This is a genomic window from Syntrophaceticus schinkii, from assembly GCF_000946815.1.
GTDB classification, from domain to species: domain Bacteria; phylum Bacillota; class DSM-12270; order Thermacetogeniales; family Thermacetogeniaceae; genus Syntrophaceticus; species Syntrophaceticus schinkii.
The window spans coordinates 1-14,465 of the sequence record NZ_CDRZ01000090.1 but is presented as its reverse complement, the minus strand read 5'-3'; the positions used below and the strand labels follow the sequence as shown (position 1 = coordinate 14,465).

Here is a 14,465-nt window from a genome sequence, read left to right as displayed (position 1 = left end):
GCCCTGAAAACAAATGTCTGAGGCCAGAGGTAGATGCCGGAAGATGGGGTGTCCTTGTTCCTGAGAGTGAATAGCTGTGAAGAACACAGCAATGGAATGAGGGAAAGGAGGAAAGTTTTGTGGGAGAGAAAAGTGTAGATCAGGCATCATTAAAAATGCTCAATAAGGCCGCGCAGGAAGGAATTGAAACCGCATGGGATCGTTATGAAAAACAGCAGCCCCAGTGCGGTTTTGGTCTTTTAGGGATCTGCTGCCGCAACTGCAATATGGGCCCTTGCCGGATCGACCCCTTTGGGGATGAACCCCAGGAGGGGGTCTGTGGGGCAACAGCTGACACCATTGCTGCCCGCAACCTCTTGCGGATGATCGCCGCGGGTGCAGCTGCTCATTCGGATCATGGAAGAGATATCGTTACAACCCTTTATGAAACAGCTGCAGGTGAGACACAGGGCTATCAGATCAAAGATGAGGGGAAACTGCGTGCCTTAGCTGCTGAGTTCGGTATCCCTGAAGAGGGGAGAGGCAAAGAGGAGATCGCCCGGGACTTAGCACGGGAGGCTATGGAAGAATTCGGGATGGTTAAAGGTAAACTTCAGTTCTTGAACCGTGCCCCGGAAAAGAGGAGACAGCTCTGGGAGAAGGTGGGGATCACCCCGCGCGGGGTTGACCGGGAAATCGTTGAGGTCATGCACCGCACCCATATAGGTGTAGATAATGACTATGTTAATTTAACACTGCACGGTGTGCGTACAGCATTGAGTGACGGCTGGGGCGGTTCCATGTTTGCCACAGAGTTTTCTGATGTTCTTTTCGGAACTCCGCAGCCGATCAAGGGTCAGAGCAACCTGGGGGTGCTCAAGGAGGACCAGGTCAACATCGTTGTACACGGACATGAGCCGGTTCTTTCCGACATGATCGTGCAGGCAGCCAGAGAGGATGACCTCCTGGCAGCAGCTCAGGAGAAGGGAGCCAATGGAATTAATGTCTGTGGAATGTGCTGTACAGGCAATGAAATTTTGATGCGTCACGGTGTGCCTGTTGCGGGCAACTTCCTGCAGCAGGAGTTGGCAGTGGTGACCGGTGTTGTAGATGCCATGGTTGTTGATGTACAGTGCATCATGCCTGCTCTGACACAGGTTGCCAGGTGTTATCACACAAAGGTTATCTCCACTTCACCCAAGGCGCGTTTTCCGGGAGCAGATCATGTGCCTTTCAGTGAGCAAACAGCTCTGGATACAGCACGCAAGATCATCATGATGGCCATTGATAATTTCTCTCATAGGAAAGAGGAACTGATCCAGATTCCTGATGAGGAAATGGAATACATGGCCGGCTTCAGTGTGGAGGCCATTATCAAAGCCCTGGGCGGAAGCTTGGATCCACTCTTGGATGCCATTAAGGCCGGTCAGATCAAAGGGATCGCAGCCATCGTCGGCTGCAACAACCCGAAGATTTCGCATGATTACGGGCACCTGACACTGACCAGGGAACTGATTAAGAACGATGTTTTAGTTGTACAAACCGGCTGTGCGGCTATCGCCTGTGCCAAAGCGGGACTGTTGCTGCCTGAGGCTGCCGATGAGGCGGGGCCGGGACTCGGTGCTGTCTGCAAAGCTCTTGGAATTCCACCGGTTCTGCATATGGGTTCCTGTGTGGATATCAGCAGGATTCTGGTGACTGCAGCAGCCATCGCCAATGCCCTGGGTGTGGATATGAGCGACCTGCCTGCAGCAGGTGCAGCCCCTGAGTGGATGTCTGAGAAGGCAGTTTCCATCGGCTCCTATGTGATTGGCTCGGGCATCTTCACAGTCCTGGGAACAGTGCCTCCGGTGTTGGGAGCGAAGAAGTTTACAGAACTCCTGACCCAGGGTGCCCAGGATGTTTTAGGTGCAGCTTTTGCTGTAGAAACTGATCCGATGAAGGCCGCAGGATTGATCCTGGAACACATCGCCGCCAAACGCAAAGGACTGGGATTGGAGAGTTGACAGAGTTAACGGTGCCCATGCCAGGTACTAATATTGATAGCTATTGAAGTGGTGGTTTTGAGATAAGGGTTAAAAGGATAAACTGTGCGAATGCGAATGCGAATACTGTAACCGGATAGTTTATGACCTCATTGGCTTAATTGCAGGCCAGTGAGGTCAGTTTTATTAAAGTGCTTCACCGGCATAATCTATTCATGTTATATTTATAGCAACAGATACCTGGGTGTGGCCCTCAAGTAATTATTGTGTTCACCTGATTCTCGACACGGTAAATTTATACCCAAGTTGCCTGACCGCAATAAAATGATAATCGACACCATGGAAGGTGGCAGGAGTTATTACCTGTAGACGCGTGTGGAAAATAGGATGGTGAAGATTGTAGCGTTGATTGGTCCGGCAATTTGCAACTTGTAAGTTAAACAGGGGATAAGGACAGCTCTATTAAGGTAAGTGGATTGGTCTGAAGAGGATTTACCCTTTTATAAGCTTAACAACGGGCTATAATTGATGCAAATAAACTCATAAGGGTGGGATAGTTATATGTCACTGGTATTAGGTATTGATACAGGAGGAACGTATACAGATGGGGTTATTCTCGACATAAGCAACCAAAAAAATTATTGCCAAGGCTAAAGTGCTGACTACCCATCATAATTTGACTGAAGGTATTACCGAGTGTTTTCAAAGATTAAAATGTGATGCCATTAAAGCTGTACAGATGGTGGCGCTTTCCACTACTTTAGCGACCAATGCTGTAGTAGAGGGGCGTGGTGGTGAGGTTGGGTTGTTGTTAATTGGCCATCAACCAATAGGTGAGCTGCCGGTAAAAATATATGAGGTGATAGGCGGTGGTCATGATGTAGGTGGTCATCCCCAAGCGGAATTGGATTTAACGGAAGTCCGCAATGCAATCCGAAGTTTTTATGGAAAAGTTGAAGCAGTGGCTATTTCCGGTTATTTTAGTATTCGCAATCCCGAGCATGAACAGAGGGCTCGGGAATTGGTGAAGGAAATGCTGGATGTGCCTGTGATCTGCGGCCATGAGCTTTCTAGATCCCTGGGGTTTCATGAACGCACGGTTACTGCTGCATTAAATGCAAAGCTGCTACCAACTATAGCTTCTTTAATTGAATCAGTTAAAGAAGTTTTAAATAAAGAGGGTCTCAGTGCTCCGTTAATGATTGTCAAGGGTGACGGTACTTTGATGAGTGAGAGTCTGGCCAGGGAAAAACCCATTGATACTTTGCTATCTGGCCCTGCTGCAAGCATTTTTGGGGCAACTTTTCTAGCGAAAGCAAAAGATGCTTTTGTATTAGATATGGGTGGGACCACCACTGATATTGCAGTTTTGCAGAATGGAGTGCCCAAGGTAAATAATGAGGGAGCAGTTGTCGGAGGGTGGGCGACCCGGGTTAGGGCAGCAAAGATTAATACCTATGGGATCGGTGGGGATAGCTATCTACAGGTGAATAAAGATAACGAACTGTTAATCGGTCCACAGAGGGTTTGGCCATTGGCATTAGCGGCCAGTAAATACCCCCATTTGGTTGAGGAACTAGACTGCCAATTGAATTCAACTAATTTAGATTCATTTTTTGGTCAACCATCTGATTGTTATATCCTGGTGCAGCAAGTTGTTCCTGTTGAACTGACAGAAACTGAAGAAAAAGCTGTTAAAATACTACAACAGCGCCCTCATACATTAAGATTTTTGGCCAATGAGATGCAGGTGGATCCTTTCCGTATAGGTCTGAGGCGCCTGGTAAATATAGGTATCATAGAGAAGGCTTCTGTGACACCTACTGATATCGTAATTGCCAATGGGCGGTATAATCAGTTGAACAGGGAAGCATCTATTTTAGGTGTCAAGATCCTTGCTCATAAAATGAAGAAAAACTATCAAGAGTTTCTTGAGTTGGCTATGGATGCTATTACAAATAAGATTTCCATGGCTATTTTGAACAGTGTTATTGGTATTGAAGGCAATCACTTTAATATTAATGAGGATGCCGGAGCTATTTATTTTATCAATAAAGTGCTGCATCCAAAGGATGAGGATCTATTAGACTGCAATTTCCGTTTAAAATTGCCGCTAGTTGCTATAGGGGCTCCTGTACAGGCTTACTTGCCCCAAGTAGCCCACAAATTAAACCTGGAATTGACGATACCGGCTTATGCGGAAATAGCCAATGCCATCGGAGCAGCCTCCGGCAATGTTGTTGAGGTTGTAGAGGTTTTAATCAAACCTGAGTATGATCACTTTATTGTTCATACTCCTTGGGAAAGGATAAAGTTAACCTCTTATGATGAGGCCGTTGAATTCGCACTTACAGAGGCTTCAAAAAAAGCAGCATTGCAAATAGAAAAAGCCGGAGCAGCAAGCTACGGACTGGTCACAAATCAGGAAGACATCTTTTTTGAAGAGAGGGACATTTTTATAGAGACAAGAATATCAGTAACAGCAATAGGTAAACCAAAATGGCTGGAGGAGAATTTGCGAAAAGGGGATTGGCATGAATGCAAAAAAAGCGGCTCTAATTACCTGTGAAGCTGTGGGTGCTGAGATTGAAAAGGTGGCTCCCGCGGACCTCTCTATTAAAGTTCTGGAATTCGGTCTGCACAACCACCCCAATAAGTTAAATCAGAGGTTGCGGGAATGTCTGGATGAAGTTGAAGGAGAGAGCGGTTATCAGGTTGCCCTTTTCGCTTATGGGCTTTGCTCTAACGGAGTGGTGGGCTTAAAGCCAAGGCGTGTTAAGGTTGTTATTCCCAAGGTGGATGACTGTATCAGCCTTTTTCTCGGTTCCCGGAAGGAGTATGGGGAACAACAACGCAGGGATCCTGGTACATTTTATTTAACCAAAGGGTGGATCGAGTATGGGGAAACCCCTCTGGCCATCTACAACCAGGAGGTTCCCTGGGCAAAAAAATACTCCCCGGAACAGATCCACTGGGTGGCTAGGGAGACTATCAAAAACTACACTCGAGTAGCTCTGATAAAAACAGGTGCCTATGACACCCTTCCCTATGAAGATTACGCTCGGGAGACAGCGGATCTGTTTGGGCTGAAATATGAAGTCCTTCCAGGATCTCTTAATCTACTAAAGAAGTTAATATATGGACACTGGGACGAGGATTTTGTGGTAGTGGAGCCTGGGACAGAGATAACCCAAGAGATGTTTTTGTAAAGTTTTTGTAAAGATAGATCTTGGGTAAGAGGGGACAATTTCTTTCCTTCCCATTATAATATCAGGGGAGGTCTTTTGATGGGGATCTACAAAGCAGAAGCCATTGTCCTGAGAAGCATTGTCTACGGGGAAGCCGACCGGATTCTCACCCTGTTTACCCGGGAGGCCGGGAAGGTTTCAGCCATTGCTAAGGGAGTTCGCAAGACCACCAGCCGGCTGCGCGGGGCAGTACAGCTGTTCAGCCATACTCGGCTTGTTCTGTACAGCGGAAGAAGCCTGGATACCGTTTCCCAGGGGGAGGCTGAGGATGAATTCTCCTACCTGGAGCGGGATCTGGAGTGCTTTGCCACTGCCAGCTACTGCGCGGAACTGGTGAGCCGCCTTACCCCGGAAAGAGAGCCCCAGCCGAAGGTGTTTTTCCTGATGCTTTCTGTGCTGAGGGCATTGAAACAGGGGGATACGGAGCTTACTGCCCGTGTCTTTGAACTCAAACTGTTAGATATTCTCGGCTATCGTCCTTCCCTGACGGAGTGTGTGGAGGGGAATCATTCGCTCTCTTCTGCTGCAGGAGAGGTACAGCGGGTCTGGTTCAGCATTGAAAAGGGAGGGGTGGTTTGTCCTGATTGTGCGAAAAGCTGTGAGGGTCTACTTTCCTTTTCTCCGGCTACTCTAGGAGCCATGGGTTATTTTCTGCGCTCTCCCTTGGAGCAGGCCGTTAAAGCCAGGCTAAGTCCCAGGATTATGCGAGAACTGGCCAGTCTCTTACAGGGATTCCTGGCCTACCATGGGGATGTCCAGCCGCGTTCCCGCGCTCTTTTAGACACCTTCCGTGATGGGGGAGCCGGGAATGGGCATAATAAGGTATAGATGTCCATGCCGCCTTGGCGGCACCAGTAGATGATGAAAACAGAGGCTGAAATCGAATGTTAAGGAGCCGGCGGAAGCAGATTTTTCACAACTTCCGGCCTCCGGCTTCCGACCTCTGTTTTCCGGGTAGAAAGTAAATTACTCAAGCCTGACCCCAAGGAAGGTGAATGGTATGGAGGATCAGCAGTTGGAAAAGGTGGATCTTATCCGTGAGCGGATGGATGTCAGTTATAGAGAGGCTAAAGATGCCTTGGACCGTGCCGGTGGGGATCTTGTTGCGGCTTTGATTGTGCTGGAGGAAGAAAGGGAAGGGGAAGGGGAAGGCTTTTGTGGGAAATGGAAAGCCATCTTGGAAAAAGGGGCTGCCACCAAAGTCCGCCTGAAGAAGGGTGATGAAACACTTGTTGAGGTCCCGGCCGGGGTAGGGGCAATTGGCCTGTTAGGGATGTTGGTGAGCGGTGAATTGGCTGTGCTGGGTGCTGTGGGTACAGTGACCGCACTGCTTAACGACTGCACCCTGGAGATTGCAGGTGAGGATGCTGAGGATGAGGGAGAAGAGACTGAGCAGGAAGTCCCAAAAGAAATTGAAATACAAATAGAAGCTTGACAGTGGACTACCGAATTGATAAATTGAAGGATAGCAGGTGATGATGGAGAAGAGTAACCACTTTTGGTTTTGCCTCAGGGAGCCGGGGATGGTGTGAACCGGTCGAACCAGGTGGTGAAGGGGCTTCGGAGCCGCAGGAGGAAACCCCGGTGTAGATCAGCTGGGGAAGTAAAGCCTGCATAAAACTAAGGGGGCGCAAGACTGTGCCAAGCAGGGTGGAACCGCGGGAATCCCGTCCCTGCAGCTTTTTGCTGCACGGGCGGGATTTTTTGGTGGTTAGTTGGTGGTTAGTCGTTGGAAAGGGAATTGTCTTCCCACCTGAATGGAACAGAAGAGATCAAAGTGACACGACCCCCGTCCCCTTGTCACCCAATAAAGCAAGCCGGGTCACGATAAAAGATGAAGAGGAGGTAAGTGATTATGTTGAGTTTTCAAGAGATCATCAACAGGCTCAATGGTTACTGGAGCCGGCACTGTATCATCCAGCAGCCCTATGATGTGGAAAAAGGGGCAGGGACCATGAATCCAGCCACAGCACTGAGGGTTTTAGGGCCGGAGCCCTGGAATGTTGCTTATGTAGAGCCCTCGCGCCGGCCGACTGACGGCAGGTATGGGGAAAATCCCAACAGACTGCAGCACTATTATCAGTATCAGGTGATCTTAAAGCCTTCACCTGATGATGTCATCGACCGCTACCTGACGAGTCTTTCTTACCTGGGTATTGACCTACAGGCTCATGATATCCGCTTTGTAGAGGATAACTGGGAGTCTCCGAACCTGGGCGCCTGGGGATTGGGCTGGGAGGTGTGGTTGGATGGCATGGAGATCACCCAGTTTACCTATTTTCAGCAGTGTGGTGGTTTTGACTGCCGCCCGGTGAGTGCTGAGATCACCTACGGGATCGAAAGGATCGCCATGTATATCCAGGAGGTGGATAATGTCTATGATGTCATTTGGACAGGAAACATTACATATGGGGATATCCACCACCAGACTGAAGTGGATTATTCATATTATAATTTTGAGGAAGCGGATACCGGGATGCTGTTTAACCTCTTTGAGATGTATGAACAGGAGGCAGAGCGCATCGGTGGAAAAGGGCTGGTACAGCCCGCTTATGACTATGTTTTGAAGTGTTCACACGTCTTTAATCTGCTGGATGCACGGGGTGCTTTGAGTGTTGCTGAGCGGACTTCCTACATCGGAAGGGTGCGTCACCTGGCCCGCCTGTGTGCCAGAGCTTACCTCGACCAAAGAGAGCAGTTGGGTTATCCGCTGATCAAGAATCCTGAGCAAAGGGACGCCCTGCAATTACCTGAACCGGAGAACAATTAGCAGAGAAGGAGGCATAATCATTGGACTATTTATTGGAAATAGGGGTTGAAGAACTTCCTGCGCGGCTGGCAGAGCAATTGATCGATCAACTGCAGCAGGCAGGGGAAAAGATGCTTAAGGAAAACAGGATCGACTTTGAACGGGTAGCCGCCTTTACCACTCCCCGCAGGATGACACTTTATGTTGAAGGGATTGCCGCCGAGCAGGCTGACCTGGTGGAGGAGGTTAAGGGGCCACCCCGCAAGGCGGCCTTTGATCAGTCCGACCAGCCCACAAAAGCTGCTACAGGCTTGCGCGCAGCCAGAAGGTTCCTGTCTCCAGCCTGGTTGTGCGGTCAACACCTGCCGGAGAGTATGTTTTTGCGGAAAAACGCATCGAGGGCCGGCCGGTAGCAGCGGTTTTAAGTGAGCAGATTCCTGCTTTGATCAAGGGCCTATCTTTTTCACGCCCCATGCGCTGGGGAGATCTTGATTTTCGGTTTATTCGTCCCATCCGCTGGCTGCTGAGCCTGCTCGGTTCTGAGGTTGTGGACTTTGAATTAGGAGGTCTTAAGCCCGGGCGTTTGACTTACGGCTTGCGCAATTTCAGCAGTGACCCGTTAACTATCGATAGCGTAAAGGAATACTTTAAGAAATTGAAGGATGTCTCTGTGATCCTCGACCAGGAAGAGCGCAAACAGATGATCTGGGATCTCTCCCAGGAGGAGGCTGATCTTGTTGAGGGACAGGTTTTGCCTGATGATGACCTTCTGGAGGAGATCACACACCTTGTGGAATGCCCCACACCCCTCTCCGGAAGTTTTGACTCCCGTTTTTTAAAGCTTCCCCCGGAAGTGGTGATCACCCCCATGAGGGAACACCAGCGCTATTTTCCGGTTTGGGATGAAAGAGGGAAACTATTATCGCATTTTATAGCCTGCGCCAACGGCCCAGTAAATAAGGAACTGGTTCGTCGTGGAAATGAGAAGGTCTTGCGTGCCCGCCTCCAGGATGCGGAATTTTTCTTCCTGGAAGACCTGAAAACACCCCTGGAGGAGAATGTGGAAAAGTTAAAGAAAGTGGTGCACATGGAGGGGTTAGGAACTGTTTACGATAAAGTGCAGCGGCTTGTTAGTATAAGCAGGCACCTCTCCCATGTTTTGGGGTTGACCGATAATCAAAGAGGGGTAGCAGAGCGGGCGGCTTACCTGTGCAAGGCCGACCTGGTGACGAGTGTGGTTTTTGAGTTTCCGGAACTGCAGGGGATCATGGGTGGGTATTATGCAAAGGTAAGCCAGGAGAACAAGGATGTCTGCCGGGCGATCAGGGACCATTATATGCCGCGTTTTGCCGGAGATAAGGTGCCTATCTCAAAGCCGGCGGCAGTTGTTGCCATGGCTGATAAAATCGACAACTTAACAGGGTGTTTTGCTCTGGGATTGGAGCCTACGGGTTCTCAGGACCCCTTTGCCCTCAGGCGTCAAGCCTGGGTATCTGCCATATCATCCTCTATCAGGAATTCAATTTTTCTCTGGAGGAATTAATTTCTACAGCTTACCAAAATTATGCCGATATGAAACTCGCCTACTCTCTCGATGAGGTTAAAGCCCACATGATGGATTTCTTCCAGGCACGCCTGAGGTTCCTTTTTCTCGATTCAGGATACGCCTATGATGCTGTTGAGGCGGCTTTGGGGCCGTCACTTGACCGCATATTACTGGTCAAAACGAGGCTGGAAGCGATAACAGTGATGCGCCATAAGCCGGAATTCGAGTTTTTGCTGACAGCTTATACACGGGCTTCTCACCTCGCCCGCCAGGCTGAAGGGAATGAAATTGACCCCATATTATTGTCTGAGGATGGTGAACGTGAGCTCTATGAAGCATGGATGAAGATCAAAAAAATGGTTGTTCGCCTGCTTGAGCAGGGGAAGTACCGTGAGGCACTTCTGCGCGGCGCTGCCCTCGCTGGACCCTTGGACCGCTTTTTCACCCAGGTGATGGTGATGGTGGATGATACTGCTGTACGCCGCAATCGGCTTGCCTTACTCAAAGACATCGCTGATATACTGGGAGAACTGGGGGATCTTGAGAAAATTGTGAGAGAGTGAAAGTGAACAAGGGGCAGGCGGAAATTTTCTCTGATACAGAGAAGGATTTCATTATAATGTAGCGTAATTGGATAATAGTATAACACAATTACTTTAATTGATGGTTATTAGTCTTCACAAAACAGGCAAATAGTATTAATATTATAGATATCAACATTTAAGGAAAGGGTGCAAGTTCTATTCGTTTAACGCCGCGACAGGAGCAGATCATAGAAATTGTAAAAGAGAATACTCCTATTACAGGGGAAAAGATCGCTAACAAGCTGAATGTGCGGCGCGCCACTTTACGTCCGGATCTGGCTGTGCTGACCATGGCGGGACTGCTGGAAGCCCGTCCCAGGGTCGGCTACTTCTATTCCGGTAAAACCCCGTACATGCTGATCGCTGAAGAAATTCGGCACCTCAAGGTAATGGAAGTGAAGTCTGTGCCTGTGGTTGTTACGGAGGATGCCTCTGTTTATGATGCCATTGTGGCCTTATTTACAGAGGATGTTGGCACCCTTTTTATTGTGACCAATGACAGCTGCCTGGTGGGGGCTGTATCACGCAAGGATCTGCTCAAGGTTGCTTTAGGGCAGGGTGATCTCCATAAAATCCCTGTTCAGGTGGTTATGACGCGCCTGGCAAATATCATAACAGTCAGTGGGGAAGAATCTGTTTACGATGCAGCGAGCAAGTTAGTGGTGCATGAGGTTGATGCCCTACCTGTTGTTGAAGTTATTTCAGAAGACAGTGACCGGGAGATGCTTAAAGTGATAGGCAGGTTTACTAAGACAACAGTTGTCCGCATCTTTGTAGAGATGGGGGAAGGAAGGTAATAGAAAGAAAGGAGGTTGTTTATGGTAAGTCCGGTAATTTATGTGGTATCAGATTCCCTGGGAGAAACCGCGGAGTTTGTAGCACGAGCTGCTGCCAGTCAGTTTAATGCTGATGAGAAGTTCGATATCCGGCGGGTTCCTTATGTGACTGATAAGCAGATACTGGAGGATGTTGTGGAGGAGGCCAGCGACACCTGCGGGATCATAGCCTATACATTAGTGATTCCAGGATTAAAGGAAGAACTGGAAAGGTTGACTCAGCTGCACAATATTCCGGCTGTGGATATAATGGGGCCGCTATTAGAGGCTCTCTCTAAAGCGACATCAACTAAACCCAAGATGGAGGCCGGTCTGCTCCACCGCCTGGATGATCAGTATTTTCGCCGGGTAGAGGCTATCGAGTTTGCTGTCAAATATGATGATGGCAAGGACCCCCGAGGGCTTTTATATGCGGATGTAGTCTTGATCGGTGTCTCCCGTACATCAAAAACCCCGGTTTCTATGTATCTGGCCCACAAGCGAGTCAAGGTTGCCAATGTTCCCATAGTTCCTGAAGTGGAGCCACCGGCAGAGTTGTTCAGAATTCCGTCCCGGAAAATTATCGGACTGACTATTCAACCCCAACTGCTGCTTCAGATCCGCCAGGAGCGCCTAAAAACTTTAGGACTGACCACAGATGCGGAGTATGCCAGTTTGAACCGCATCCAAAAAGAATTGGCTTATGCCGACCGGTTAATGGCACAATTGGCCTGCCCGGTCATTGATGTAAGTAATAAAGCAATAGAGGAAACAGCAAGCAAGGTTTTAGAGGATTATTACAGGGGGGAGCGAGATGCAAAGTAGGAAGTATGTCTACCTTTTTAACGAGGGTAGTGCAGAGATGAGGGATCTCTTAGGGGGGAAAGGAGCGGGGTTGGCGGAGATGACGAGCCTCGGACTCCCTGTACCCCCCGGATTTACAATCACAACTGAGGCCTGCAATGAGTACAGTAATGAGAGGAAAGAACTACCCGCTGGATTAGAGGAACAAATTGAGGATGCTCTGCGTTCTCTGGAAAAAAAGGTGGGCAAAACCCTTGGTGACCTCAAAAATCCACTTTTGCTCTCTGTGCGTTCCGGGGCGAGGATCTCCATGCCGGGGATGATGGACACTGTTCTTAACCTGGGGCTGAATGACAAAACAGTCCAGGCACTGGCTGCGGCTACGGGAAATGAGCGCTTTGCCCTGGACTGCTACCGCCGCTTTATTCAAATGTTCAGTGACATTGTTTTATATGTGGAGTTTAACAGGTTTGAAGAGGTGTTGGAAAAATTCAAGGCTCGTTTCCGTGTGCAGTATGATCATAAACTACAGCCCGAACACCTGAAAGAAATCATCGCTGAGTATAAGGAGATCGTCAGGTCGAGGACGAGAAGCGATTTTCCTCAGGACCCGATGAACCAGTTGAAGAAAGCGGTTATGGCAGTTTTTGAATCCTGGAACAATCCGCGGGCAAAAGTATACCGGAGGCTGAACAAGATCCCTGATGATCTGGGAACCGCGGTCAATGTCCAGGTAATGGTCTTCGGCAATATGGGTGAAAACAGCGGGACTGGTGTTGCCTTTACCCGGGATCCCGCAACCGGGGAGAATGTTCTCTTCGGTGAGTATCTGATCAATGCCCAGGGTGAGGATGTGGTGGCAGGGATCAGGACACCACAGCCCATTTCCAAACTTCAAGAAGAGATGCCTGAGGCATATGATCAGTTCCAGAAGACCTGCTCTCTTTTGGAGAAGCACTACAGGGATCTGCAGGACATCGAATTTACCGTTGAAGAGGGCAAACTCTATATTTTACAGACGCGCTCCGGCAAGCGCACTGCGACTGCAGCGGTAAAGGCTGCGGTTGATATGGTTAAGGAGGGCTTGATTTCCAAGGAGGAGGCTGTGCTCAGGGTCGACCCCGACCAGCTGAACCAGGTGCTGCACAAGCGGTTGGATACGAAGGTGCAGTTTCAGGTGCTGGCAACAGGGCTTCCCGCTTCACCGGGTGCTGCTTCAGGCATGATCACCTTTGACGCCAATGAAGCTGAACGCCTCGGGGAAGATGGGGAAAAGGTGATTCTTGTTCGCCTGGAAACCACCCCGGATGACATTCACGGGCTTGTCATGGCTCAGGGGGTACTCACCAGCAGGGGTGGGATGACCAGTCATGCCGCGGTGGTTGCCCGCGGGATGGGCAAACCCTGTGTCTGCGGTTGTGAAGCCCTGAATATTGATTATAAAGAAAAGAAAATTACTGTAGGTGAGCAGGAGATCAAGGAAGGGGAACTGATCACCATCGACGGCAGCACCGGACAGGTGATCCTCGGTGAAGTGCCCCTTGTTTCTCCCGAGTTAGGAGAGGAACTGCAGCGGCTGCTTACCTGGGCGGATGAAATAAGAAGGCTGGGGGTTTTCACCAATGCCGATACCCCGGCTGATGTCCGGCGCGCCCGTGAGTTTGGGGCAGAGGGTGTCGGATTATGCAGGACAGAGCATATGTTCATGGCACAGGATCGGCTTCCCATCGCCCAGGCGATGATCATGGCCAAAACCCAGGAGGAGCGGGACGAAGCCCTGGAAAAGTTACTGCCTATGCAGCAGGAGGATTTTTACGGCATCTTGAAAGCAATGGATGGACTGCCGACAACCATCAGGCTTTTGGATCCACCACTGCATGAGTTTCTTCCCAATATAGAGGACTTATCCCTAGAAATTATGAAGCTGAAGCTTACAGGTGGTGAATCAGGTGAAATATCACGCCTGGAAAATATCCTGCGCAAGGCCCGGGCTCTGCAGGAGCTTAACCCCATGCTGGGACACCGCGGCTGCCGTTTAGGTATCACCACACCGGAGATTTATGCCATGCAGGTGCGGGCGATTGTGCAGGCCACTGCCCAGTTGAAAGAAGAGGGGTTGAATCCTAATCCCGAGATCATGATCCCTCTTGTCATGTCCATACAGGAACTAAAAATATTGCGAGAGCTTTGTTTAGAGGTTATTCAGCAAGTGGAAGGAGAAACAGGATTAAAGCTGGAGATTCCCATCGGCACCATGATCGAACTGCCGCGAGCATGTCTCCTGGCAGATCAGATCGGAAAAATTGCCGACTTCTTCTCCTTTGGAACCAATGACCTGACCCAGACGACCTTTGGCTTCAGCCGTGATGATGCTGAAGGGAAGTTTATACCCCAGTACATTGAAAAGAAAATTCTGGCTGATAACCCCTTTGCGGTCCTCGACCGTGATGGGGTAGGCAAACTGGTGAAAATGGGAGTGGAGTTGGGCAGGAGCACCAACCCCGAGCTTGTTGTGGGTATCTGTGGTGAGCACGGTGGTGACCCCAGCTCTGTAGAATTCTGTCACTCTGTGGGACTTAATTATGTCAGCTGTTCCCCTTACCGGGTTCCTATTGCCCGTTTAGCTGCAGCACAGGCCGCCTTGCGGCTCAAGTAGCAACTGACTTTAATGAAGGGGCAGCCGCAATAATGATGGCTGCCCCCTTTTTTTAGCCACGGTGACCAGCCACGGGGACGGTGACTTTGGCTGGGAACA

At 49.6% G+C, this 14,465-nt stretch carries 10 protein-coding genes and 1 pseudogene; all 11 read left to right on the top strand.

The features are described from left to right. Nucleotides 1-119 precede the first annotated feature (119 nt). The 11 genes and pseudogenes from cooS to ppdK all read left to right on the top strand — a co-directional run bounded on the left by cooS (nucleotide 120) and on the right by ppdK (nucleotide 14,366). Nucleotides 120-1,985, top strand: a complete 1,866-nt coding sequence (cooS, locus tag SSCH_RS05160) for an anaerobic carbon-monoxide dehydrogenase catalytic subunit (protein WP_084710947.1) — start codon at nucleotides 120-122, stop codon at nucleotides 1,983-1,985. A gap of 655 nt (nucleotides 1,986-2,640) precedes the next feature. Then, on the top strand, nucleotides 2,641-4,533 hold the full coding sequence (locus SSCH_RS05155; protein ID WP_052835342.1) for a hydantoinase/oxoprolinase family protein: 1,893 nt from the start codon (nucleotides 2,641-2,643) through the stop codon (nucleotides 4,531-4,533). Further along, nucleotides 4,499-5,173, top strand: a complete 675-nt coding sequence (locus SSCH_RS05150; RefSeq protein WP_044664542.1) for a DUF1638 domain-containing protein — start codon at nucleotides 4,499-4,501, stop codon at nucleotides 5,171-5,173. Before SSCH_RS05155 ends, SSCH_RS05150 begins: the two co-directional genes overlap by 35 nt. A gap of 78 nt (nucleotides 5,174-5,251) precedes the next feature. Beyond that, nucleotides 5,252-6,040: a DNA repair protein RecO gene (recO, locus tag SSCH_RS05145; RefSeq protein ID WP_044664541.1), complete on the top strand. Its 789-nt coding sequence runs from the start codon at nucleotides 5,252-5,254 to the stop codon at nucleotides 6,038-6,040. 196 nt (nucleotides 6,041-6,236) lie between these two features. Beyond that, nucleotides 6,237-6,647, top strand: coding sequence for a DUF4342 domain-containing protein (locus tag SSCH_RS05140; protein WP_232294233.1), 411 nt, complete (start codon nucleotides 6,237-6,239; stop codon nucleotides 6,645-6,647). Nucleotides 6,648-7,067: 420 nt separating this feature from the next. Continuing rightward, entirely contained in the window at nucleotides 7,068-7,982 is a 915-nt protein-coding gene (gene glyQ / locus SSCH_RS05135) for a glycine--tRNA ligase subunit alpha (RefSeq protein ID WP_198142182.1), read from the top strand. A 20-nt stretch (nucleotides 7,983-8,002) separates the two neighbouring features. Beyond that, a pseudogene (gene glyS, locus SSCH_RS19985) lies at nucleotides 8,003-9,593 on the top strand (glycine--tRNA ligase subunit beta); the annotation flags it as partial. Further along, a complete protein-coding gene (locus tag SSCH_RS19980) occupies nucleotides 9,573-10,070 on the top strand; it encodes a DALR anticodon-binding domain-containing protein (protein WP_408645696.1) in 498 nt (165 codons plus the stop codon). The pseudogene glyS and the gene SSCH_RS19980, both read left to right, overlap by 21 nt. Nucleotides 10,071-10,249: 179 nt before the next feature. Next, the gene (locus SSCH_RS05125; RefSeq protein ID WP_044664539.1) at nucleotides 10,250-10,888 is read left to right on the top strand and encodes a transcriptional regulator CcpN; all 639 of its coding nucleotides are present in this window, start codon (nucleotides 10,250-10,252) and stop codon (nucleotides 10,886-10,888) included. 21 nt (nucleotides 10,889-10,909) lie between these two features. Beyond that, nucleotides 10,910-11,731, top strand: a complete 822-nt coding sequence (locus SSCH_RS05120) for a pyruvate, water dikinase regulatory protein (protein WP_044664538.1) — start codon at nucleotides 10,910-10,912, stop codon at nucleotides 11,729-11,731. Then, nucleotides 11,721-14,366 carry a pyruvate, phosphate dikinase gene (ppdK, locus tag SSCH_RS05115; protein ID WP_044664537.1) on the top strand — a complete coding sequence of 882 codons (2,646 nt, stop codon included), beginning with the start codon at nucleotides 11,721-11,723 and terminating at the stop codon, nucleotides 14,364-14,366. The genes SSCH_RS05120 and ppdK overlap by 11 nt, the downstream gene beginning before the upstream one ends. Nucleotides 14,367-14,465: the final 99 nt, after the last annotated feature.